We start from the raw sequence: 21557 nt of genomic DNA, 5'->3' as shown, positions 1-21557 counted from the left end.
GCGCAATCACTAGAGAGATAAAATAATGACAAGAACAAAAACCTTACTTGCTGTTTCCTTAGGTGCTCTACTTACTGGTTGTGCGACTCAGTCCCAGACTCAATTGCACATCGATCCCCCGACGAATACTGAAATTTGCTGTTCAAGCTATGCGCAGTTCCCTTTTGCACAGCTTGGTGACAACGAGAATATTAAATTTGATATCGATTTGGCTTCTCCTGTGGGTAGTTTTCCATCTGGAAACAGTCATTTTGCGGCTTTTCGCTTTAGCGACCGTTCACAAGACATCCTGCTGACATTATCGAGTCAGTTTGTGAATGATTCCGTATTTGCTCCAGAAGTCATATTGCTGAACGAAGCATTTCAACCCGTAGCTCAATATTCATTAGAAGAATTCCAGACTAAAGCGGCAGATGCTTTTAGTCGTACTCAATACGTTACTCGCTTCAGAGTTGACGCGGCGAAAACGCCATACATGATCGTTTACACGTCTGCTGAGACTTTAGGTCAACGAATTACCGTTGATCACCCAGCAAAGGTCAGAGCTAAAGAATTCGGCGAAGCTATGCCAATGGTTGTAGACCCAACCTACACTTATCAACTTGGTGGAACACTAGGGCTAGAGGTGGAAACACTGAAACTTCGTCCTTTTAAAGCGAACTCACAAACGGCAGTTGCAGAACCAGTAAAAGCGAAGGCTGTTGTGATTGAAGCTCAGCCAGAGACAAAAACGTTCTACCTAAACGCAATTCAAAAGGCAGTGGCAGACAATGACATTAATAAAGCTCTAAGCCTACTCGATGAAGCTAAAGCTCTGGGTATTGAAGATGCTCAAGAAGTGTTTGTTAAAGCGGTGAACGCCAAATAATCCAATATATGGATTCGATTTGAAAACAAAGGAGCAGTGATGCTCCTTTGTCGGTTTTATTGCTACAGTTTTGTTCTATCGCTGCAGTTTTACGGCAAACGATTCAAACGGAAGCAGTGTCAGTTCACCGTTGAGGTTATCTCTTGGCGGGTAGTTACTAATCAGGTGTTCAACGTTGTCTAACCCTACCACCTCTGATAGTGAAAGAGTTTGAGGCTCTTTACTGAAGTTGTTTACCACTAGAATTCTATCGTCTTCATGTTCACGTAAATAGGCAAACACGGCCTCATGAGATTCGCACACAGGCGTGAAGTGACCGTACACAATCACTGGCATGGTTTTTCGTAGCTGAATTAACGTTTGGTAGTGATAGAAAATGGAATCACTGTCTGCGAGTGCTTGTTCAACGTTGATGTCCACATAGTTTGGGTTCACTTTGAGCCAAGGCTTAACCGTGCTGAAGCCAGCATATTCTTGATCATTCCACTGCATCGGAGTGCGGGCATTGTCGCGGCTGTTTTCATGCAGCGCCGCCATCATCTCTTCATGGGATACACCCGCTTCGGTACGTACTTTATAGAAGTTCAGCGTCTCAATATCTTGGTACTCATCCAGTGAATGGAACTCTACATTTGTCATACCCAGCTCTTCACCCTGATAGATGTAAGGCGTTCCTTTTAAGAAATGCAGTGCTGTTGCCAGCATCTTGGCTGACTCGACACGGTAGTCACCGTCGTCGCCATATTTGGACACTGCGCGCGGTAAATCATGGTTATTCCAAAACAGTGAGTTCCAGCCTTGGTTTTCTAGCTCGACTTGCCATTTGGTTAAAACTTGTTTGAACTCACTGAGTTTTAACGGAATCGGCTGCCATTTGTCGCCATCTTTCCAAGTGAGCGTGATGTGTTCAAACTGAAATACCATCGACAACTCATTGCGTTCTGGGGCGCTGTATAGTTTTGCAATTTCCGGTGTCGCACCCCAAGTTTCACCTACGGTGAGAAGATCTTTATCGCCAAAAGTAGCTCGATTCATTTGCTGTAATAGGGAATGCAAACGTGGGCCATTGTCCGTGATTTTTTTGTCGATCTCTTTGCCGATAAGGTCAATAACATCAAGGCGGAAACCACCAATACCTTGTTCTATCCACCAGTTCATCATGTCGTGAACCGCTTGCTGAACTTTCGGGTTCTCCCAGTTCAGGTCTGGCTGGCGTTTAGAGAACAGATGGAAATAATACTGCTCTGTAGTCGCATCCCACTCCCACGCGCCACCACCAAAAATGGAGCCCAAATCGTTGGGCGGTGAACCGTCAGCATTGGCATCGCGCCATATATAGAAGTCACGATATGGGCTGCTTTTTGATGATTTCGCTGAAATAAACCATGGATGTTCATCTGAGGTGTGGTTGACGACTAAATCCATCACCACTTTTATATTTCGTCTGTTTGCTTGATCAAGTAGGCATTTCATATCTTCCATGGTACCGAACTCAGCAGCGATAGCCTGATAGTCTGAAATGTCATAGCCGTTATCATCCATAGGTGACTGATAAACGGGTGACAGCCAGAGTACGTTTACACCCAGATTTTTAAGATAATCGAGTTTGCTGATGATGCCCGGCAGGTCGCCAATACCATCGTGGTTAGAGTCGCAAAAGCTGCGAGGATAAATTTGATAGACAACGGCATCATGCCACCACTGTTTTTGCATAGTACTTTCTCCCAAATTCCAACAAGACTCTAAGCAATATAGTGAGATAGAGGGGAAAAGAACAATTGATTAGATTTACTGTGATATAGAATTTGGCTATATCATATTGAGTTGATACTGGTTTGCGGTTTTAATGGTCTTCAACAGTGAAAAATCCATTTCTTAAAGTGTGATATCAATAATTATTGTTGGTTGGCTATGCATAAAAACTATCGTTATTTCCTGATGGTTGCTCATTTAGGCAGTATCAAACAGGCTGCGGAACAACTGCATATTAGTCAGCCTTCACTGACATCTGCTATGCAAAAGTTAGAAAGTGATATTGGTGTTTCTTTGTTTCATCGTCGTTCAAAAGGGATGGAGCTGACGGAATACGGCAAAATGCTTAAAGAGCATGTTCAGCAGCAGCAGGAACAGCATAATCAGCTATTGCATCGACTGCATGACATGCATCAGCGAGAAGCCGGTAAGTTGAAGCTGGGCACGGGTGATACATGGTGGGAACTGTTTGTTCGAGAAGCAGTGAGCCAACACCTAAAACAAGCGCCAAAGTCGTCTATTGAACTTGAGTTTGGTAATAACCTGTCTCTTATGCACCACTTAGTGCAAGGGGAAATCGACCTGTTTGTCGGACATGAAATTCGTCATTTGCATGAAAGGTGTCGGGTGCAGTTTGTCCCTTTGCTGCAAGATCGCGAAGCCGTTTATGTACGAGGTGATCATCCACTGCTTAAGCGTAACGTGCAGTCAATATCAGAGGTAGATGCGAGCTATCCTCTGATTCGTGTCACGCCGGATCATGCACGGCACAGCGTAGTGCTTGCGGATCATATGAAATCGCAGATGGGCATATCGTCGGATGTTGTGCGTTCCACTTATAACGTGGACTCATTTTCAGCCAGCCTAGATATATTACGCAGCAGTGATGCCATTATGCCCTACAGCAGTGAGCTGTCAGCGTGGATGATGCAGAAAGGGTTTAAGACTCTTTTCATTGATGAAAACAAGCTTGGTAACGTTGGTATCTACCACAAACTAGGCTGTGACGATGAAAAGGTGTTATCCATGATAGAAAGGATTCGGCAAAGAGTCTGAGACAGAAAAAGGAGCGAAATCGCTCCTTTGTTCGTTTTAGATACTGCCAGTGTTATCAGCTGAACGTTTTCACTCGTTGCCACTCCTGTTTCAAAATGACTTGAGTGATAGCGACGATTTCATCATTCAGTTTTGAAGGTGATTTCTTCGCTTCAATCGCCACCATGGTCTTGTCTAGCAAGCTTGAAAGCGTTTGAGAATGTTCTTCATCTGGATTAATCAGCAAATGAATTTTCGCATACAGTTTTTCGGTGTCCTGCAAGGCTTTGTTATAGGTACAAGACCACTGATGGAGCTCTTTCATTGCAAACTGCGGATCTTTCATCTCAGTAAGAATATCTTCAAAGCCATCTTTGATTTTGTGTAAGTCCCAGATTGCGTTAGTTGCGGAGACGAAATCTGCAATTTCAGCTCTTAACGATTGAATCCACTGTTGTCTGCTTTCTGCCACGATTTTTGCTTTTTCAAAATCAACGTCAATAGCTGGATTGATTGTCGGCATCACGGGGCGTGAAGATTCTTTGGCCAGTGCTGTGGCTCTCTTGATCGCCTTGCGATTGGTAATGAGCACAATGATCGAGGTTAAAATGAAAACCGCGATCAGTATCCAATCAGTATTAAAAGCCATGACAGTGTCTGAATGCACGGGCTGATTAGCTGACTCTACTGTGGTAGCAACTTGGTTGTCTTGTTTAATGCTTACAGAATTTTGGTGGTGTGAATCTTTTAGAATCAATACTTCTGCATCCTCAACAGACGGAGTTTTTGTATCCGAACTTGTTCGGTTTTCGCTTTCTGAAACGGCAACAATCGATTCTACTGCGGTGGCCTTGGGCGCAGTGCTCTCCACTTTAGCGTCTACCTTGGTTTCAGCTTCAGGTGAAGTGGTCTTGATGTTTTTTGTTGTCACTGTTTCCTCGCGTTTCGCGTTTTTCTCAGTTGTTTGCGATTTTGAAACTGCGTTAGGCGCTTCAATCACTGTTGTGGTTGAAACATTAGGCAATGCAGGGGCAACAGGCTCTATGGTTATCAGCTCTTCGGTTGTTGTGGCGTCAGCGGGTTGCTTTGCGTCTTCGTTTGGTTTGATTTCATTTTCTACTATGTTGGGCTCTGAGCCATCAACTGGCTTAACGGTTGTCACTAAAGTATCCGTATGCAAAGTGCTCATTGTTTTTCTTACCTCAAAATTTCTCGATGTCACCTTTGCGTGATTGGCTCTCTGTGTTCAATTGTCCCTAGTGTCAGATCAATACCAACTTCCATAGTGGCGCTAAAAAGAGCCGCCTCCGTGAAGTTGCAAACGTGGTAGACATAACGTTACAAGGGAGCCATTTTGCCGAAATATTTCCCAGCTGAATGCAGCCATTTGCATTCATGTCCTATCAGAAAACGCTGAAAAATAGCGTAATGCGGCTTTGAACTGGTTGGAGTAAATGTTGAACTGAGCTGAACGGCGTGTCTGGGTTGGCTTATCTAACCAGCCAGTAGAGAAGCAAATGAAGAAAAGGGGCATCTCGCCCCTTTTGGATTTTGGTTGTACACATCAATGAGCTATCAATTAGTAAGATTCAACTAACTGATGGTGATGCGGTGGTCTTCCACTTGTTGCGTTTCTAGCTTAGGAACAACCACAACCAACACGCCATCCTCAAATTCTGCGTAAATGTCTTTTGGATTTACGTTTTCGCTTAAAGAAAAGCTGCGAACCATTTTTCCTTCATAGCGTTCTTTGTGGATGACTTTGTTCTGATCTGTATTTTCTTCGGTTTTGCTGGTGGAGGCTTCAATTGTTAGCGCACCATTTTTATAGGTGATGATCACATCATCTTTAGCCACTCCCGGCAAATCGGCAATGATTTCAAATGCGGTTTCTTTTTCAATCACATCAACGCGAGGTGAAAAAGCCTCCGCATCAAATCGAGTGCGAATTGATGGGAATGCATGATCAAATACGCGATAGAAATCAGACCATGAATCACGAGGAATTAAGCTCATCATAACCTCCCATTTTCTATCTTTTGCTACCTCACTAATTGTAGTTCTTGTGGCGTCAAGTGAAGGGGAAATTGAAGTTTGATTGATCAAAATCAAGCCCAATTCAAGCGTAAGAAATACGAATTCAAACCGGAATGGCATATCGGAATTTTGTCATCAAATAGCCTTTTTTCTGTAACCCATTTTTAATGTTCGCTGCGTAGGTTATGCCGGTCTTAAAAATAGTGCTCATGGGTAAATTCCAGAGAACTAAGTGGTTAATTAAGCAGGAAATGATGGCAAGAGTAACTCACGATTTTGATGTGTTGATTATTGAACTACTGCAGCAGCAGGGCTTCATCAAGAAAGAAGCGGAAGCTTACTTAAAGAATGAAGTTTACCGTTTAGAGCCGGAAGAGATTCAGAAAATTAAAAACTACGCCAAGCATTTTGGTTTATCAGCCAAAGAGAAACTGATTCAGGAAATACTCGACCTACGCAGGGAAACCTTGTTTAACAAGCTATCTAAGAAGTTGGAGAGAGAACTAGAAATTACGGATTAACGAGTTTTGCATTTCGTTTTCCTATTTGGTTTTGAAAATTATTCTCATTAAAATTGAAACTCAAATTAATGTTATGTTATAACAAAACACTTTTGAGTCAGTAGAGTTATAATTATGAGAATTTTTACAACAGCACTGTTGGCATTAATGTTTGTTTTTCAAGCAAATGCGAACACTCCTCCTTCTAAATCAAACACAGTTACCATCAGTGCGGCGTTTGAATTTGCTAACGTTGACCCATCATCAAGTGGGTATATTTTTACTAGGATGCAGGTCATTGAGACGCTTTTTGATGTGGACAATTCGGGGAATTTGCTCCCAGGTCTGGCGTTAGAAGCGACGCCAAACAATGAGCTAACTGAATGGACAATCACACTGCGTGACGGCGTTCGCTTCCACGATGATTCACTGATGAACGCGGATACAGTGGTGAACAGTTTAAACATTGCGCTGAGCAAATATGGTTCGCTAGGCAAAGTGCCAGTGAAAAACATTTTAGCGCAAGGCGAAAATAAGATTGTTATCGAACTTTCTGAAGCATACAAAAGCCTACCTGCGGTGCTTGCCAACTATTCCAATGTAATTTTAAGCCGAGCCTCTTATGCGGAAGATGGCAAAGTGGTGAACTTGATTGGCACAGGCCCATACTCGCTTTTTGAGGTTACGCCGCCGCACAAAATTACTGTTAAGAAATTTGATGGTTATTGGGGTAAGAAAGCGAGTATTGAATACGCCACTTATCTGACTGGTCATCGCGGTGAAAGTCGCGTTTTACAAGCCACAAGTGGTCAGGCTGACATTGCGCTTCAGCTTCCGCCAGCCAGCATTATGCGTTTAAAAATGAATCCGCAAACCGATGTTCAGTCTTACTCTTTACCGCGTACTCTTGTTTTAAAACTGAACAATGCTCATTCGTTCCTAAATTCCGTTAAAGCGCGTCAGGCGTTGAGCCTTGCCATTGATCGCAAAGGCATTGCTAGCGCTGTGCTAGGCACTCCAGATTCAGGAACCGCGCAACTGTTGCCTCGCTCAATGAGCGACTGGTATTTAGAGTCTTTTGCACACCCAGAGTCTGATATTCAGAAAGCTAAAGCGATGCTTAAAGAACTCGGTTGGACTGAAAACAGCCAAGGTTTGTTGCAGCGAGACGATAAAGTGTTTGAGTTGTCATTGATTACCTACGCTGACCGTCCAGAGCTGACGAATGTAGCCACAGCGCTTCAAGCACAGTGGAAAAAGCTGGGTGTAAAACTGAATGTAAGTATTACAAGCTCAAGTTCGATTCCCGCCGGTCATCAGGATGGTTCTTTAGAAGTGGCATTGATTGCGCGCAACTATGGCGTGATTGCAGACCCTCTGGTGGTATTAAGTAATGACTTCTCTGCGGAAGGTGGGGATTGGGGCGCAATGAATTGGTCCAACCCAGAGTTTAATCAGTTGATTAAGCAGCTTAACTACACATTAGATGCAGACAAGTATCGTGAAAAAGCTCAGAGAGCGGCAACCATTCTTGCTACTGAACTGCCAGTGATCCCTGTTTCCGCTTACACAGAAGAAGTCTCAGTGAACAAACGTCTCAAAGGTTTCCACTTTGATCCATTTGGCCGCAATTTTTATCTTAGCGACTTGGAGTTTTGATTCTCGTGGGGCAGTTAATTTATAACCGCATTTTGCAGCTTTTGGCTGTGGTATTTGGCGTTGGCGCATTGACGTTTGTTTTGATGCGTTCACTTCCGGGGGATATGGCTTTCCGTATTGCCTCTAGCCGCTACGGTCAGGATAACGTTAGCGCGGAAGCGGCAGAATATATTCGCCAAGAGTTGAATTTGAACCAATCGGGGATCTCGTCTTTTTTCTCTTGGTTAATCGATCTTGCGCAGTTTAACTTGGGCAACTCTTTGGTCAGTGGTCAGCCAGTCAGTGATATTGTCAGTCATCAGTTAGGCCATTCCTTAATGCTTGCAGTTGCTGGACTTGCTTTGTCCGTTTTGATTGCTTTCCCGCTCGGTCTCGCGAGTGTGAAATGGCAGAAATGGTTTGAGCCTGTCGCTGTTGTTTTTTCAATCGCAGTTCGTGCGCTTCCTGTGTTTGTAATTGGTTTAATTTTCATTCTGATGTTTGCGCTTTATTGGCAATGGTTGCCCGTTGCTGGTTTTGACACACCTCAGCATTTGATTCTGCCTACCCTGACTCTGGCTATAGCGTTGGCTGCAACCTCAAACCGGATTGTCGCGAGCTCAACTCGTCAGGTTTTACGTGCGCCTTTTTATCAGTTTTCAATGATGAAAGGGCTATCACCTTTACGAACCTTTCAGCGTCACGGAGTTCGCAATATTTTGCTGCCTGTTGTTGCGTTTATCGGTATCCAGTTTATTACCGTGATTGAAGGGATAGTAATGATCGAATCTCTGTTCTCATGGCCGGGAGTCGGGCACGGTTTAGCTCATGCGATTTTTGCCCGCGATATTCCTGTTATTCAGGGCACGGCGCTTTGTTTAGGTGTGATGTTTGTAATGTTGAATACGATTGTTGACCTTCTGTGCTACTGGATAGACCCGCGAATTAAGGAGGAGCAATAACATGCTAGCAGCCTTCGATAACAAAAAACTCTATAGCAACAGATCGCGCCTTTTCGGTGTGTTGCTGCTGTGTGTGTTGATCTCGATGTCGATGATTGGCTGGGCTATGAACGTCGATCCGGCAGAGCAAAACTTGTCTGCGGTTTTGACACCACCTAGTGCCGAATACTGGTTAGGTTCCGATCACTATGGTCGCAATATGTTTGCCCGTTTAAGTGAGACTCTGCGTCTATCACTGAGTCTGGCAATCATCTGCGTATTAAGTGCGAGTACCATTGGCTGCATATTAGGTGTGATTGCAGGTTGGTACGGTCGTTGGCTCGACAATGGGCTCAATATTATCGTCAACATACTTCTGGCTATGCCTGGTTTGGTTTTCGTGCTGTTGTTTGCAGCGTTGGTACCCGGTTCTTTTACCGCCATTTATATCGCGATTGCGCTGGTACAGTGGGTAGAGTATTTCCGTGTAAGTCGCTCGCTGACTCAGTCTCTTGCCAACAGTCCTGAAATTCAAAACGCTCTGTTGTTGGGCTTTGGCCGTGTTTATATTTTTCGCCATCATTTATGGCCGACACTACGTTCACCTGTGTTGACTATGGCCGCATTCGGTGCCGCTAACGCTGTGCTTTATATGGCTTCTCTTGGCTTTGTTTATGTGGGTATTCAACCGCCAACCAGTGAACTCGGACAAATGATTGTTGAGCTTTTCCCATATTACGGTGATGCGCCGTGGTTACTGCTTCAACCTCTAACAATGCTGGCGTTAATTGTATTGGCATTCCATTTGATTGCAGGAGAGAAACGATGAGTGAATTGCTGAGAGTTTCGAATCTGCATATCTCAATGGGTGAGCGCATTCTTTTGGAAAATGTGTCGTTAGCGGTGAATAAAGGTGAACCGCTGGTGATCCTTGGTCAAACAGGGTCAGGTAAAAGCTTGTTGCTTAAGTGGATCATGGCGAGTATTGATTCTGCATTATCGTGCACGGGTGAGATTGCTGTTCACGGAGAGGTGATGAATATGATGCAGCGCCGTACTCTCTGGGGTAAACAAATGGCAATGCTGTCACAAGAGCCAATGTCGACGCTTGATCCTTTGATGATATCGGGTGAGCAAGTGGCAGAAGTGTCGAGATTTGTCCTAGGATATTCCGCGGCACAAGCACGTCTCATGGCACAGCAAGAGCTGGAGCGTTATGGTTTAGCGCAGGCTTATCAAAAGCGTGTAGGGCAGCTCTCAGGTGGTATGGCTCAACGTATGGCGATTTGTGTGTCAACTGCCGCCAATGCTTCCATCATTCTTGTAGACGAGCCAACCAAGGGTTTGGATGTCAGTCGACGTGATGATGTTGTCGACATGCTGCGTGATAAGACCAAAAACGATGGCCTGATTGTGGTAACGCATGATGTCGAAGTTGCGCAGCGCCTAGGCGGACAAATACTGGTTCTTCATTATGGAAAGGTAGTCGAGCAAGGGCAAACACAGCAAGTGCTTGCTCATCCGCAGCAGGAATACACTAAAAAGCTGATTCATTCGACACCGAAAAATTGGGCACAAAGCCGAAGTAAATATATTGCTCAGGAGCGAATCTTGAGTGTAGAAAACTTGGCAATACAACGCGGCAAACAAAAGTTGTTTGATTCGCTGACGTTTAACGTTCAGCAAGGTGAGATTGTCGGCATTGTTGGCGACAGTGGCTGTGGTAAAAGCAGTTTGGGTGATGCGATTTTAGGGCATCTTAAAGTGTCTTCGGGTGAGATTGTTCGTCAAAAAACTCAGGGTAAAGCTAAGTGGCTTAAGTTATATCAAGATCCATTTACTTCGCTTTCTCAGCATCCCACTCTAGGAAAAATGTTGGATGACTTGATTGCACTGCACAAGTTGGATGCCAGTCGCGTTGCTCCATTAATGAAAAAACTCGCTTTGCGTGAGCAGGTGCTTACTTGTAACAGTAGTCAGGTATCCGGTGGCGAGCTTCAGCGCTTCTCGATTTTACGTGCTTTGCTGATGGAGCCTGTATTCTTGTTTGCTGACGAACCGACGTCGCGTTTAGATCCTATTATTGCCAAAGAAGTGACGATGCAATTGGTACAGCTAGCACGTGAGCAAAATTGCAGCTTGCTAATCGTCAGCCATGACCCTGATTTGATTAATGCGATTGCGGATAAAGTCATCAACATTAGCGATTATGCCCCTCAAGCGGTAAGTTTGCAGGAGTGTGTTGCTTAGCTTTCATCTCTTCCAAAAAAAGGACAAGCGCAGATGTGCCCTTGTCCTTTTCTATCTTGATTGTGAGTAATTACTTACCGACAAACGCAACGATAACTTTGTCTTCTCCTAGGGTACGAGAAAATACGTAAGGGCTATCTTGTTTTGACGACGCTTGTGTTATGACTTGGTGTTTGCCCGCACCAATGGCTGGGTGACGCTGCCTAAATTGTCCAACGGTTTGCCAGTGTTTCAGCAACGCTTCACGCTCGGCATCGAGTTTCCAAACCATGTCTGAGCGGGTTCCTTGATGGAAATCATCCGCATAAGGGCCTAAGTCTCTTGCGACTTCATCTCCGTAATAAACCTGAACAGCTCCTGGGTTTAGCAACAGGGCGTTGGCTGCGTTACGTTGCATTTCAAACGACTTGAAACGGCTGAAAAATAGCTCGGTATCGTGTGAAGACATATAACTCACAGCGTTGAAATCAGCTTCTTGTTGCAGCGTTTTCGCGTTTGCCTGATAAACACTTTCCATCTGGCTAAAGCAGGTTGCACCTTTGTCCATTTTCTTCTGCACATCAAAGTTAATCAGCGCATCGAAGCCGTCATCAAAATACGGGCTGCGATAAGCGCCATGTCCCCACACTTCGCCCATCATCCAAAATGGTTCGCCTTGCTTGCCATGCGCTTTGCGCCACTGGTTCAGATTATCGCTGGCGGCTTGTTTCAGACGTTTCCACACTTCACCTTCAACGTGTTTCACCGTATCTACACGGTAGCCATCAATTCCAAAGCGTTTCACCCAGTCGCTTTGCCATTCAATCAGATAATCAGAAACGGTGAAGTTATCTTGCGCCTTCACTCTTGTTCCTGCGTTTTCCAGCAGCCACTTAGGTGGTTTAACAAATTCAGTCGATTCAGTACGGAAATCGGGTAGGCCAGCCAGCGTCATGGTGATATCACCAGAGCCCGGTTTCGGATAACCCGGTAGTCCGGTGCGGACCCAGTCGCCTCCCCACCAGTCTTTCCAGTTATTGCTGTTGTAATCAATGAACTGGTGGAAACTGTGCCAGTTCTCTCCAGCAGAACTTGATGGTGCCCAGTCCGCCCATTTTGCTGGCAGCTGTGAACCGTTTACAACGTTGATTTTATCGACTTGTAAATCAGCCAGTGTCGCGTAACCGGAGTGGTTAATAACCGCATCTAGCAGAATTTTTATGCCCCGTTTATGGGCTTCTTCAACCAGTGTTTTTAAATCTTCATCGACACCAAAGTTTTCATCGATTTTAGTGAAATCGCGAGTCCAGTAACCGTGGTAGCCATAGAATGGGAATGAGCCACTTTCTCCACCACCGACAAACCCGTGGATTTGTTCCACAATCGGAGAAAGCCAAATAGCATCTGTACCTAGGCTTTTGATGTAGTCTAGCTTTTCAATTACGCCTTTGAGATCACCGCCATGAAAGGTGCCGACTTCAACTTTACCGTCTTTTCTTCGCCCATAACTGTTGTCGTTACGGGTATCGCCGTTGTTAAAACGGTCGACCATGACGAAATAGATATTGGCATTACGGTAGTTGAATGGCTGAGGTTTGGCTTCAACAGGCTCAAGTAAGATTAAGCCGCCGCTGTTCGCTTGTGGGGGTAATGACACGGCACCTTGTTTGACTGTCACCACCTTGCCACTGAAAGCATCTCTTAATTGCGTTCCGTTTGTGAAAGTGTCACCGACTTTGACAGTGACTTCGCCGCCAGAGTATTTCTCACAGGTGACATCTGGAATCGGTCGTTTGAACTCACTGTTCGCTGTTTTCTTCGCCTGACGAACAAATGTCAGCGTTTGTGCTTTGTCGTCATAGCTAAACGCGTAATCGCCGGTGAAGCGAATTTTAAGTGGCAGCGTGGTCGCTCCTGCACAGTTGAGAGCTACAGGAGTATTAAATTTGATGCTTGATGTTTCACCGGCCTGACAGCTTCCTTCCAAACCCGTAACTGTTAGTGTGTAGTCATCTTTGGTCAATGGAATTACTAACGGGTTTTGGCTGTCTAATGGGTAGTCACGACTGTTGGTTGTCGTGGCTATGGTCAGGTTTGGCGCCGCAAAGGCACTTGGAATAATGGCACATAAGGCAAGGGTTACAGTTTTTAGTTTCATCGTCACGTCCATATGGGATCTTATAGTCCCTCTAGGTAAACAGACTTTAGGATAAATCGATTAAAGACTAAGCACATCATTCCTCGCCCTACGCCTTAAGAGCTTGAAGTGGTTCACAAAAGAGAATTTGGGGGCGTAGTTCTTCTGGCACTTGTAGAAAGTGATGAAAAGGCTAACACTAAGGGCAGGAAAGAGAGGAAATCGTATGTGGAAATGGTTCGTGATCATGTTTTGGAGTGGGGTAGCATTCGCTGCGCACCCAAGCTTTTTGCAGCCATTTATCAGCGGTGAGCAGCCTTGGCCCACTCAGCAAGAACTTCGCCAAACCGACACATGGTTAGAGTGCAGTGAAAATATCTTTATCACCTCTTGGTGTGGTGATGAGTTTAACTACTATACCTTGCGAGTGTGGCCGGAAGTCACAGGCGACCAAGATGGGGGTATCAAAACGCTGACTCTGCATGGTGCTTATTCGACCAACGATTGGAGTCTGTTGCAATTGAACTTGCGTAAAGATGGTTTTCAACTGCAAAGCATCCAACTCGGAGAGCAACAGTTTTCAATCCGTGACCAATTGAAGACTGAGTCGACCCGAGAAGTTGATAAGGCCTTAGTTTTGTTCATTAATCGCAATGCCCACTCTTTTCCTAAAATCCTTCACTGGCAGAAAGAAAAGGTTATGGCAAAGCTTGTCACGGACGGAAAAAGCGCTGAAGTTCAGTTTACTCGTTCGGAGTAATCGCTGAAGGTTGGCGTTGAAGAAAGTTTGCCATTGAGGTCTCGTCTAAATACCCATCGGCTTTCTTATGTGCCCGCAAATACTGATAACCCGCAATTATCTGTCGCTGCTGATGTTGCTTATCCTGACTTAAGGTTTCGCCGGTGACGAACTTGTGTGCGAGGCAGTAAGCTTCCATATCCACCACTTCTGCTTTGCGATACAGATACCCACAGCCGGTTGCTAACCATTCCAGCGAACAGTTGGCACGAATCGCTATCTGATTTGCCTTTGCTAAGCTAGGTTCACTACCTTTTAGATATTTTCTTATCAGGCCTTCAGACAGATCAACGCGTCGCGCAAACCCGCTGATGCTTTCTTCGCCAATCAATTCTTGTAAACGTGTAGAAAAAGTCACAACTTCGTACTCCAGTTCGAACTTCTATAGTTTATCTGTTGAGGCGAGGAATAAACAAGCTTAGGATGAGCCCGTCGGATTAAGGAGTAATATTATGGTTGCAAAAGTGACAATCGCCCCGCAAGGACCAGACTTTTCAGAACTGGTTCAAGGGTATTGGCGAATGGCAGATTGGGGAATGACTCCTCAAGAGCGCCTGACGTTTATCAAACAGCACCTAGAGTTAGGTATCACGACTGTTGATCACGCAGACGTTTATGGTAACTACGAATGTGAAGCCTTGTTTGGTGAAGCTTTGGCTTTAGAACCATCTCTTCGTGAGCAAATGCAGATCATTACTAAGTGTGATATCAAACTGCGCAGCGACAAGCACCCAGAACGCAAAATTAATCACTATGACACCAGTTCTGCACATATCTACCAATCGGTGAATAACTCACTTGAGCGCTTAGGTGTCAACGAGATTGATGTTTTGTTGATCCACCGTTTAGATGTTTTGCTTGACGCGGATGAAGTGGCAGAAGCGTTTGCTGAGCTTCACAAAGTCGGTAAGGTGAAACACTTCGGCGTTTCAAACTTCACACCGTCTCAGTTTTCACTGCTTCAATCTCGTTTGGGCAAACCACTGGTTACCAATCAGGTAGAGATTAACCCGCTTAACTTTAATGTTGCCGATGACGGTACATTAGACCAGCTACAAATGCTGCGTACCCGCCCTATGGCATGGTCATGTCTAGGTGGTGGTGAAATCTTTAAAGGTCAGTCAGAGCAAGCTGTTCGTGTTCGTAACGTGTTAGAAGAACTGCGTGAAGAGATTGGTGCTGAAAGCATCGACCAAGTGATCTACGCTTGGGTTCGTCGCCTACCTTCTAAGCCACTTGCAATTGTTGGCTCAGGTAAGATTGAACGTGTTCAATCGGCAGTGGCTGCACTGGACTTAGAACTGACTCGTGAACAATGGTACCGAGTTTGGGTTGCTTCTAAAGGCCACGGTGTGCCATAGAAAGTACTTAAAACAGTATTTTTGAATCGAAACCGCTCCCTGTCATGAATGTGGCAGGGAGTTTTTTTTATAACTCTCCTCTGGGTCATACTGCTCCTGTCTCTTCACTCTTGCTGGATTCATCCCTCTTAAATTAGTCAGCTAGCTCACTCATCTGTCTGATTCGTCTTTTGTCGCTTTTTGTCGGTGTTGTTTGTTCGGAAGCCGACAAACAAAGCGACAAATTGTCGTTTTATCTCTGGTCGTTTTGTGACCTTCTTCAAATTTATATAGTAAATCAACCTGTTAGCGAGGGCGGTGGTCTGGATTAGTAATTGCACTGGATTAGCCAATGAAGACGTTATGAAAAAGTTGATGTTGTAACAATACGGTTTCAGTCAAGCACCAAACCAACGCAATGGAAGCGGGTGTCGGAAAAACGAAGGAGCGGTTATGTGGGATTATTCAGAGAAAGTTAAAGAACACTTCTTTAACCCAAGAAATGCCAAGTTGGTAGCAGAGGCTAACGCACGAGGCGATGTAGGTTCGCTGAGCTGTGGAGACGCTCTAAGTTTGACTCTCAAAGTCGACCCAGAAACAGACATTATTCAGGATGCAGGTTTTCAAACTTTTGGTTGCGGCAGCGCAATCGCCTCTTCTTCTGCATTAACTGAGATGATCATTGGTAAATCCATTGATGAAGCGTTAGCTATCACTAACAAAGACATTGCCGACTTTCTTGATGGCTTACCGCCAGAAAAAATGCACTGTTCGGTTATGGGGATGGAAGCATTGCATGCAGCAGTCGCGAACTATCGCGGAGAAACACTGGAAGATGATCATGAAGAAGGTGAGCTGATTTGTAAGTGTTTCGCGATTGATGACCTGATGATTAAACGCGTGGTCGCCGCCAATAATCTCACCACTCTAGAGGAAGTGGTCAACTACACCAAAGCGGGCGGCGCTTGTACCTCTTGCCACGAAAAGATCGAATGGGTGTTGGAAGAATGCTTGGCAGAAAGAGCAAAAGCCCCTGCCTTATCTAATAAATCTAGCGTGAAACCAGCCATAAAACCGGTTGAAGCAAGCAAAGACTCTGGAGTTGATGCGTCAGTAAGCCCTGAGATCATTGCGCTGATTGAGAAAATTATCGAAGAAGTTCGCCCTGCGGTACAAGCGGATGGCGGGGATATCAGCTTAGTCGATGTGGAAGATTATGTTGTGTTTGTTTCATTAACAGGTGCGTGTACCGGATGCGGCTTGTCGGGTCTCACTCTGGCTAATGTGGAACATAAGATCAACCGAGCGCTGGGCGAATCATATACCGTTTTTCCGGTACAAGAAGATCCACAAATGACGGTAAAGAAAGAGGGTACTTACAATGTCTAATATCCAACCAATGACCTATCTAGATAACTTTATTTACCTAGATAACAATGCTACCACTCGCATTGACCCACGAGTCTTGGACGTCATGATTCCTTATCTTGATGAATTTTATGGCAACCCTTCATCCATTCACCGCTTAGGTGCTCGCGTGGGGCAGGCTCTGGAAATAGCCAGAGAGCAAGTTCAGCAGCTTCTTGGTGCGCAGCACTCAAGTGAAGTGGTATTTACCTCTTGTGCTACTGAAGCGACCACAACAGCTATCTTGTCTGCATTGGAAGCCAACCCCGAACGCAGAGAAATCGTAACATCTGTGGTTGAACATCCCGCTACTTTACAACTTTGTCAAAACCTTGAACGTAAAGGCTACAAGGTGCATTGGATTGGTGTCGACGGTAAAGGCAATATCGATTTGGAAGCGTATGCCCAAGCATTAAGTGAAAACGTCGCGATTGTTTCGATGATGTGGGCAAACAATGAAACTGGCACTCTGTTTCCTGTGGAATCAATGGCGATGATGGCGAAAAGTGTCGGCGCACAAATGCATGTTGACGCGGTACAGGTGGCAGGTAAACGCATGATCAACGTGCATGAAACCGAAATTGATATGCTGTCGATTTCTGGTCACAAGTTCCATGCTCCAAAAGGGATTGGCGCTTTGTACTTGCGTCGTGGTACGCGTTTTCGTCCATTACTGCGCGGCGGTCATCAGGAGCGTGGTCGCAGAGCAGGAACTGAAAATGCAGCATCTGCAATAGCGATGGGTAAAGCGGCAGAGCTGGCTTATCAAGCTATTGATACCGAGCTCCATCGCATCAAACTGCTGCGTGATCGCTTAGAGCAGGGTTTGCTTGCGCGCATTCCGAATACGTTTGTCACCGGTAATCCTAAACAACGTGTCGCCAATACCACCAATATTGCGGTCGAGTTTATCGAAGGTGAAGCCCTTTTATTAATGATGAACCAAGTGGGTATCGCGGCGTCGTCTGGCTCTGCTTGTACATCCGGTTCATTAGAACCTTCACACGTGATGAAAGCGATGAAGATTCCATTCACTGCAGCACATGGCACTTTGCGCTTCTCGCTGTCTCGTTTTACCAAAGATGACGATATCGATTATGTGCTTGAGCAACTGCCACCGATTGTGCATCGCTTACGCCAGATGTCTCCTTATTGGGATAACGCCGCCAATGCGGGTAACGTTGAAGAGTTTGCTCCAACGTATGCCTGATAAAGGTGTGCTGTGATTAGGGAAGGATTCCCTGTAGTGAGTAAATATCAGTGAGCAAAGGGATGGTACATGTATGGTTACAGGGATAGCAGAACCCATTCATAGGTCAGTCATTATTAATGACACCACGCTTCGGGATGGTGAGCAGGGACCTGGTGTGGCGTTCACCATAGAAGAGAAAATGCATATTGCGATGCTGCTTGAAATGGCGGGTGTGCCTGAATTGGAAGTGGGCATTCCCGCAATGGGAGCGGAAGAGCAATACGTCATCAGTTCAGTGTGTCACTCTCTTAGTACTGCGCGAACTATGGGCTGGTGTCGGATGCTGGAGCATGATGTTCATTGCGCATCCGGTCTTGGATTAAATTGGGTGGATCTCTCTATTCCAGTCTCAAGTCAGCAGATCCGCAGCAAACTCAATCTGACGCCTAAAGCGTTGTTTGAACGCTGTGAAAGAGTGATTAGCCAAGCGTTAAATGCAGGTTTGAAGGTTTGCGTGGGAATGGAGGATGCTTCGCGTGCAGACGCCGATATGCTCTATCGGGTTGCAGAAGTGGCGGAAAAATGCGGAGCAGGAAGAATCCGCTTTGCGGATACTAACGGCATCCTCGACCCATTTTCGACTTACCACGTTATCACTCAGTTATATGCCCATACGGATCTTGAGATCGAAATGCATGCGCACAACGATCTTGGGTTAGCGACGGCGAACTCCTTAGCCGCCATTCGTGCTGGTGCTGCGTCAGTGAATACTACGGTAAATGGATTAGGCGAACGTGCGGGAAACGCTGCATTGGAGGAGATCTCCGTTGCGCTTACCGTGTTGCAGCAGACACCGAGCAACATTGATTTGCGCCAGCTACCGACCATTTGCAATTACGTACATCTGGCTTCTGGGCGACCTCAAACAGCGCAAAAAGCGATAACAGGCAATGTGGTGTTCACCCATGAGTCGGGAATTCATGTTGATGGCTTGCTGAAAGACATCAATAACTATCAGGGTTTCTCGCCTTCATTAGTGGGGCGCGAACATCACTTTGTCTTAGGCAAGCATTCTGGTGTCAGTGCCATCATGCGTATCTATCGCGATATGGGGATAGTGCTCACTGAGTCGCAGTGCGAGCAGATAAAGCAGCAGCTTCGTGTTTGGTCTGAGCGGCGTAAAAGCGTTCCGACCACTGACGATCTGCTTGAGTTTGCCATTCATCACCAGCAAATCGCGTAGGGCTACAGGTATGTATTTAGAGTTAGAGAGTGATTTCACCGAGCAACTGGCGTTGTTGGAAACCGCAGAAGATTTTCTCGACTACTTCGTTGTGGATTACGACCCTGAGCTGGTGGAGAAAAAACATATACCACTACTGCGCTTGTTTCAGAAGCTATTGGTTTGCAAACCAATAGCTGATTACGCCACTTATCAAAAGTCGCTTCGCTTAGCATATAAGCAAATAAGCTTGGGGCATGAGCCTATTATCTCGGCCGGTGGTTGCGCGAGTTGTGCCTCCGATTGTACTGAATCTGGTGAATAGGAGTGAACGAAATGGATATGGATTACGGCTCCGACACTGTACGTTTTGCGCCAGGAAGCGAAGTCAGAATTGTGCGTAATATCCGTAATGACGGCAGCTTTCAGGACTTTGCTAAAGGGGATTTGTTAGTGGAAGCAGGAAGCGTCGGCATTGTTCGACGTTACGGATATTTTTTGCAAACTCAGGTGATCTATCAGGTATTTATTCCCACGCAAAATCGGGTGATCGGAGTACGAGATAGCGAAGTGATCGATGCTGAATTGGCTTGGGTTCCATGTCTTTTTCGCTCATTAGACAAAGCCAAACTGACTTGTAGCCTGCGTATGTTTGGTGAACCATTAGCCAATAAGGGCGATGTGATTGAGGTTCACCGAGTCTATCGAGACTTAGACGATGGCACTGTGAGTTTCGAAGTTAAATTTGGTGCTCACTTAGTCAAACTCGATTCAACCCGGCTGGAGCCTGTCGCTTAATTAGGGAGGAAAGCATGGAAGCTTATCAACGCAATTATTTAACCGCTAAAATCGCCACCGATATGTACAAACTTAACCCTGAATGGCTTTCAAGTATGCAAAGGGTCAAAGTGGATGAACAGGTTGAACGTCTGTTTCGGGTACAAAAAGCCATCTTGGGTAGCAGTGAAGCAAATTTCGTTACTGTATCGGCACAAGATATCCAAACCGCTTTTGACAAGTTGGCAGAAGGGTATCAATCCTACAACGAATTCAAAGCCGCAATGCAGGGGCAGCATTTGACGGAAGGTCAGCTTAAGCAGGTTTTAAGCGAAGAATTGAAGTGTGAAAAAGTCATGGAGCTTATTTCTCAAGACATTCCAGAGCTTGAACTAGCGACGGCTATGGAATACTTCAACACTCACCTACAGGAGTTTTCTCGCAGTAATGTTTGGGAAATGAGCCAAATCCTTATCACGGTTAACGACGAGTTTTCAGAAAATCATCGCGATGAAGCTTGGCGTCGTATCCATGATGTAAAAAAGCAGTGTGAGTACACAGCATTTGGCACGCTGGCATTGAAGTATTCGGAATGCCCGAGTGCCATGTCTAACGGCTATTTAGGCTGGTGCGAAGAGACCAAACTCTACCCACAAATTGCTGCAAGTCTATTGGATTTGAACAACGGCGAAGTGAGTGAGGTGATTGAGACCGAGCTCGGTTTTCATCTGGTGCGAGTGCATCAACATAAGGGCGCTAGAACCGCTACGTTTGAAGAGGCTTATCCGTTTTTGCAAAGAAAGCATGAGCAACGTGCGCGCCAATTTTTGCAAAAGCAGTGGATTAGCCAGTTATTGCACTCTGCATCATTGTGTCGTTGAACCCGTGTTGTTGATGTTAGGTAAGGATAAATAAATGAAAGGATTTCATCGTTTTTTGCTGCGTTTTATTTTGCATGCATTTGGTTTGGTTGGCCTGATTTTGGGCTCTTTTTCTGTTCAGGCTGAAGATGGCACTTTAGCGGTTGCCAATAATTTTTATGCTCCAATTCAAATGCTGGTGGATGACTTTGCCAAAGTGTCTGGTTTTCAACTGAGTGTCAGCACAGGTTCTACGGGACAGTTGTATGCCCAAATCGTCAATGGCGCGCCGTTTGATCTGTTTCTTGCAGCCGACACTGTCCGCCCAGAAAAGTTAGTCAATCAAGGATTAGGTTTCGAGCCGTTTGTTTATGCGAGAGGCGTATTGGTGCTCTGGTCGAAACAAGCTAACTATGACGTGAAAGAGCATATGTTGTTGGGTGATTATAACCACTTCGCGATCGCCGACCCTAAGCTTGCACCTTATGGCTTGGCGGCTCAACAAGCGCTAACCAAAATGGGTTTATGGGAGAGCATGACGCCGAAAATCGTGATGGGCAAAGGCTTGAATCCTACCTTTCAGTTCCTTTCCACAGGCAACGCGCAATTAGGGATGGTGGCGAAATCTCAAGTGTTTAAAAACGGTCAGCACATTGGCGGTTCATTCTGGGAGGTTCCAGTATCGGATTACGAGCCCATTGAACAGGCAGCGGTGACACTTAAAATCGGTGTTGATAAAGCAGCAATCAATGCTTTTCTGGAATACTACTCAAGTGAGCGCGCACAGAAAATTGTCTCTAGCTTTGGCTACTTGCAGTAGTGA

Annotated in this window: 21 protein-coding genes; 16 read left to right on the top strand and 5 right to left on the bottom strand. The window is 45.5% G+C overall.

Annotated elements, in window-relative coordinates:
- The first annotated feature begins 25 nt into the window (after nucleotides 1-25).
- Nucleotides 26-868: a MalM family protein gene (locus L3V23_RS09545; RefSeq protein ID WP_102965097.1), complete on the top strand. Its 843-nt coding sequence runs from the start codon at nucleotides 26-28 to the stop codon at nucleotides 866-868.
- A 75-nt stretch (nucleotides 869-943) separates the two neighbouring features.
- Here the strand turns inward: L3V23_RS09545 and L3V23_RS09540 are convergent, their stop codons facing one another.
- Complete coding sequence (locus L3V23_RS09540; RefSeq protein ID WP_102965098.1) at nucleotides 944-2581, bottom strand: alpha-glucosidase; 1638 nt, start codon at nucleotides 2579-2581, stop codon at nucleotides 944-946.
- Nucleotides 2582-2779: 198 nt separating this feature from the next.
- On the opposite strand from L3V23_RS09540, the gene L3V23_RS09535 reads away from it, so the two are divergent.
- Complete coding sequence (locus L3V23_RS09535; RefSeq protein ID WP_102965099.1) at nucleotides 2780-3676, top strand: LysR family transcriptional regulator; 897 nt, start codon at nucleotides 2780-2782, stop codon at nucleotides 3674-3676.
- A gap of 55 nt (nucleotides 3677-3731) precedes the next feature.
- On the opposite strand, the gene L3V23_RS09530 is transcribed toward L3V23_RS09535, so the two are convergent.
- The gene (locus tag L3V23_RS09530) at nucleotides 3732-4844 is read right to left on the bottom strand and encodes a hypothetical protein (protein WP_237292258.1); all 1113 of its coding nucleotides are present in this window, start codon (nucleotides 4842-4844) and stop codon (nucleotides 3732-3734) included.
- Between the two features lie 404 nt (nucleotides 4845-5248).
- The gene (locus L3V23_RS09525; protein WP_042479459.1) at nucleotides 5249-5671 is read right to left on the bottom strand and encodes an Hsp20/alpha crystallin family protein; all 423 of its coding nucleotides are present in this window, start codon (nucleotides 5669-5671) and stop codon (nucleotides 5249-5251) included.
- A gap of 275 nt (nucleotides 5672-5946) precedes the next feature.
- Here L3V23_RS09525 and L3V23_RS09520 point away from each other — a divergent pair, with 275 nt between their 5' ends.
- From L3V23_RS09520 to L3V23_RS09500, 5 genes are all read left to right on the top strand, one after another.
- Nucleotides 5947-6213: a hypothetical protein gene (locus L3V23_RS09520; protein WP_102965311.1), complete on the top strand. Its 267-nt coding sequence runs from the start codon at nucleotides 5947-5949 to the stop codon at nucleotides 6211-6213.
- A 114-nt stretch (nucleotides 6214-6327) separates the two neighbouring features.
- Entirely contained in the window at nucleotides 6328-7851 is a 1524-nt protein-coding gene (locus tag L3V23_RS09515; protein WP_102965101.1) for an ABC transporter substrate-binding protein, read from the top strand.
- 5 nt (nucleotides 7852-7856) lie between these two features.
- Nucleotides 7857-8792: an ABC transporter permease gene (locus L3V23_RS09510; protein WP_237292257.1), complete on the top strand. Its 936-nt coding sequence runs from the start codon at nucleotides 7857-7859 to the stop codon at nucleotides 8790-8792.
- Between the two features lies 1 nt (nucleotide 8793).
- The gene (locus tag L3V23_RS09505; protein ID WP_237292256.1) at nucleotides 8794-9600 is read left to right on the top strand and encodes an ABC transporter permease; all 807 of its coding nucleotides are present in this window, start codon (nucleotides 8794-8796) and stop codon (nucleotides 9598-9600) included.
- Nucleotides 9597-11021 carry an ATP-binding cassette domain-containing protein gene (locus tag L3V23_RS09500; protein WP_237292255.1) on the top strand — a complete coding sequence of 475 codons (1425 nt, stop codon included), beginning with the start codon at nucleotides 9597-9599 and terminating at the stop codon, nucleotides 11019-11021. Before L3V23_RS09505 ends, L3V23_RS09500 begins: the two co-directional genes overlap by 4 nt.
- A gap of 70 nt (nucleotides 11022-11091) precedes the next feature.
- Here the strand turns inward: L3V23_RS09500 and L3V23_RS09495 are convergent, their stop codons facing one another.
- Complete coding sequence (locus tag L3V23_RS09495; RefSeq protein ID WP_237292254.1) at nucleotides 11092-13158, bottom strand: alpha-amylase; 2067 nt, start codon at nucleotides 13156-13158, stop codon at nucleotides 11092-11094.
- 205 nt (nucleotides 13159-13363) lie between these two features.
- Here L3V23_RS09495 and L3V23_RS09490 point away from each other — a divergent pair, with 205 nt between their 5' ends.
- Nucleotides 13364-13897 carry a hypothetical protein gene (locus tag L3V23_RS09490; protein WP_237292253.1) on the top strand — a complete coding sequence of 178 codons (534 nt, stop codon included), beginning with the start codon at nucleotides 13364-13366 and terminating at the stop codon, nucleotides 13895-13897.
- On the opposite strand, the gene L3V23_RS09485 is transcribed toward L3V23_RS09490, so the two are convergent.
- A complete protein-coding gene (locus tag L3V23_RS09485) occupies nucleotides 13881-14294 on the bottom strand; it encodes a transcriptional regulator (protein WP_042479449.1) in 414 nt (137 codons plus the stop codon). The genes L3V23_RS09490 and L3V23_RS09485 overlap by 17 nt on opposite strands.
- A 94-nt stretch (nucleotides 14295-14388) precedes the next feature.
- Here L3V23_RS09485 and L3V23_RS09480 point away from each other — a divergent pair, with 94 nt between their 5' ends.
- From L3V23_RS09480 to modA, 8 genes are all read left to right on the top strand, one after another.
- Nucleotides 14389-15297 (top strand): aldo/keto reductase family oxidoreductase, encoded by a 909-nt coding sequence (locus L3V23_RS09480; protein WP_042479447.1) that lies wholly within the window; start codon nucleotides 14389-14391, stop codon nucleotides 15295-15297.
- Between the two features lie 432 nt (nucleotides 15298-15729).
- Nucleotides 15730-16665, top strand: a complete 936-nt coding sequence (nifU, locus tag L3V23_RS09475; RefSeq protein ID WP_102962330.1) for a Fe-S cluster assembly protein NifU — start codon at nucleotides 15730-15732, stop codon at nucleotides 16663-16665.
- Nucleotides 16658-17893 (top strand): cysteine desulfurase NifS, encoded by a 1236-nt coding sequence (gene nifS, locus L3V23_RS09470; protein WP_237292252.1) that lies wholly within the window; start codon nucleotides 16658-16660, stop codon nucleotides 17891-17893. Before nifU ends, nifS begins: the two co-directional genes overlap by 8 nt.
- A gap of 73 nt (nucleotides 17894-17966) precedes the next feature.
- Entirely contained in the window at nucleotides 17967-19118 is a 1152-nt protein-coding gene (nifV, locus tag L3V23_RS09465; RefSeq protein WP_102965109.1) for a homocitrate synthase, read from the top strand.
- 10 nt (nucleotides 19119-19128) lie between these two features.
- Nucleotides 19129-19422: a nitrogenase-stabilizing/protective protein NifW gene (locus L3V23_RS09460; RefSeq protein WP_102965110.1), complete on the top strand. Its 294-nt coding sequence runs from the start codon at nucleotides 19129-19131 to the stop codon at nucleotides 19420-19422.
- A gap of 11 nt (nucleotides 19423-19433) precedes the next feature.
- A complete protein-coding gene (locus tag L3V23_RS09455; protein WP_237292251.1) occupies nucleotides 19434-19895 on the top strand; it encodes a nitrogen fixation protein NifZ in 462 nt (153 codons plus the stop codon).
- 14 nt (nucleotides 19896-19909) lie between these two features.
- Nucleotides 19910-20755, top strand: a complete 846-nt coding sequence (locus tag L3V23_RS09450; protein WP_102965111.1) for a peptidylprolyl isomerase — start codon at nucleotides 19910-19912, stop codon at nucleotides 20753-20755.
- 34 nt (nucleotides 20756-20789) lie between these two features.
- Nucleotides 20790-21554 (top strand): molybdate ABC transporter substrate-binding protein, encoded by a 765-nt coding sequence (gene modA, locus L3V23_RS09445; protein ID WP_102965112.1) that lies wholly within the window; start codon nucleotides 20790-20792, stop codon nucleotides 21552-21554.
- The last annotated feature ends 3 nt before the right edge of the window (nucleotides 21555-21557 follow it).

Origin of the sequence: Vibrio sp. A1-b2, assembly GCF_021726015.1 — a bacterium.
Classification (GTDB): domain Bacteria; phylum Pseudomonadota; class Gammaproteobacteria; order Enterobacterales; family Vibrionaceae; genus Vibrio; species Vibrio diazotrophicus.
This window is presented reverse-complemented; position numbering and strand designations above follow the sequence as displayed.

Coding starts and splice junctions, on each gene's coding strand:
- L3V23_RS09495 (WP_237292254.1), bottom strand. CDS start 13,158: ATGAAACTAAAAACTGTAACCCTTGCCTTATGTGCCATTATTCCAAGT.
- L3V23_RS09505 (WP_237292256.1), top strand. CDS start 8,794: ATGCTAGCAGCCTTCGATAACAAAAAACTCTATAGCAACAGATCGCGC.
- L3V23_RS09545 (WP_102965097.1), top strand. CDS start 26: ATGACAAGAACAAAAACCTTACTTGCTGTTTCCTTAGGTGCTCTACTT.
- L3V23_RS09500 (WP_237292255.1), top strand. CDS start 9,597: ATGAGTGAATTGCTGAGAGTTTCGAATCTGCATATCTCAATGGGTGAG.
- L3V23_RS09530 (WP_237292258.1), bottom strand. CDS start 4,844: ATGAGCACTTTGCATACGGATACTTTAGTGACAACCGTTAAGCCAGTT.
- L3V23_RS09535 (WP_102965099.1), top strand. CDS start 2,780: ATGCATAAAAACTATCGTTATTTCCTGATGGTTGCTCATTTAGGCAGT.
- nifS (WP_237292252.1), top strand. CDS start 16,658: ATGTCTAATATCCAACCAATGACCTATCTAGATAACTTTATTTACCTA.
- L3V23_RS09515 (WP_102965101.1), top strand. CDS start 6,328: ATGAGAATTTTTACAACAGCACTGTTGGCATTAATGTTTGTTTTTCAA.
- L3V23_RS09480 (WP_042479447.1), top strand. CDS start 14,389: ATGGTTGCAAAAGTGACAATCGCCCCGCAAGGACCAGACTTTTCAGAA.
- L3V23_RS09525 (WP_042479459.1), bottom strand. CDS start 5,671: ATGAGCTTAATTCCTCGTGATTCATGGTCTGATTTCTATCGCGTATTT.
- L3V23_RS09450 (WP_102965111.1), top strand. CDS start 19,910: ATGGAAGCTTATCAACGCAATTATTTAACCGCTAAAATCGCCACCGAT.
- L3V23_RS09490 (WP_237292253.1), top strand. CDS start 13,364: ATGTGGAAATGGTTCGTGATCATGTTTTGGAGTGGGGTAGCATTCGCT.
- nifU (WP_102962330.1), top strand. CDS start 15,730: ATGTGGGATTATTCAGAGAAAGTTAAAGAACACTTCTTTAACCCAAGA.
- L3V23_RS09520 (WP_102965311.1), top strand. CDS start 5,947: ATGGCAAGAGTAACTCACGATTTTGATGTGTTGATTATTGAACTACTG.
- nifV (WP_102965109.1), top strand. CDS start 17,967: ATGGTTACAGGGATAGCAGAACCCATTCATAGGTCAGTCATTATTAAT.
- modA (WP_102965112.1), top strand. CDS start 20,790: ATGAAAGGATTTCATCGTTTTTTGCTGCGTTTTATTTTGCATGCATTT.
- L3V23_RS09460 (WP_102965110.1), top strand. CDS start 19,129: ATGTATTTAGAGTTAGAGAGTGATTTCACCGAGCAACTGGCGTTGTTG.
- L3V23_RS09455 (WP_237292251.1), top strand. CDS start 19,434: ATGGATATGGATTACGGCTCCGACACTGTACGTTTTGCGCCAGGAAGC.
- L3V23_RS09540 (WP_102965098.1), bottom strand. CDS start 2,581: ATGCAAAAACAGTGGTGGCATGATGCCGTTGTCTATCAAATTTATCCT.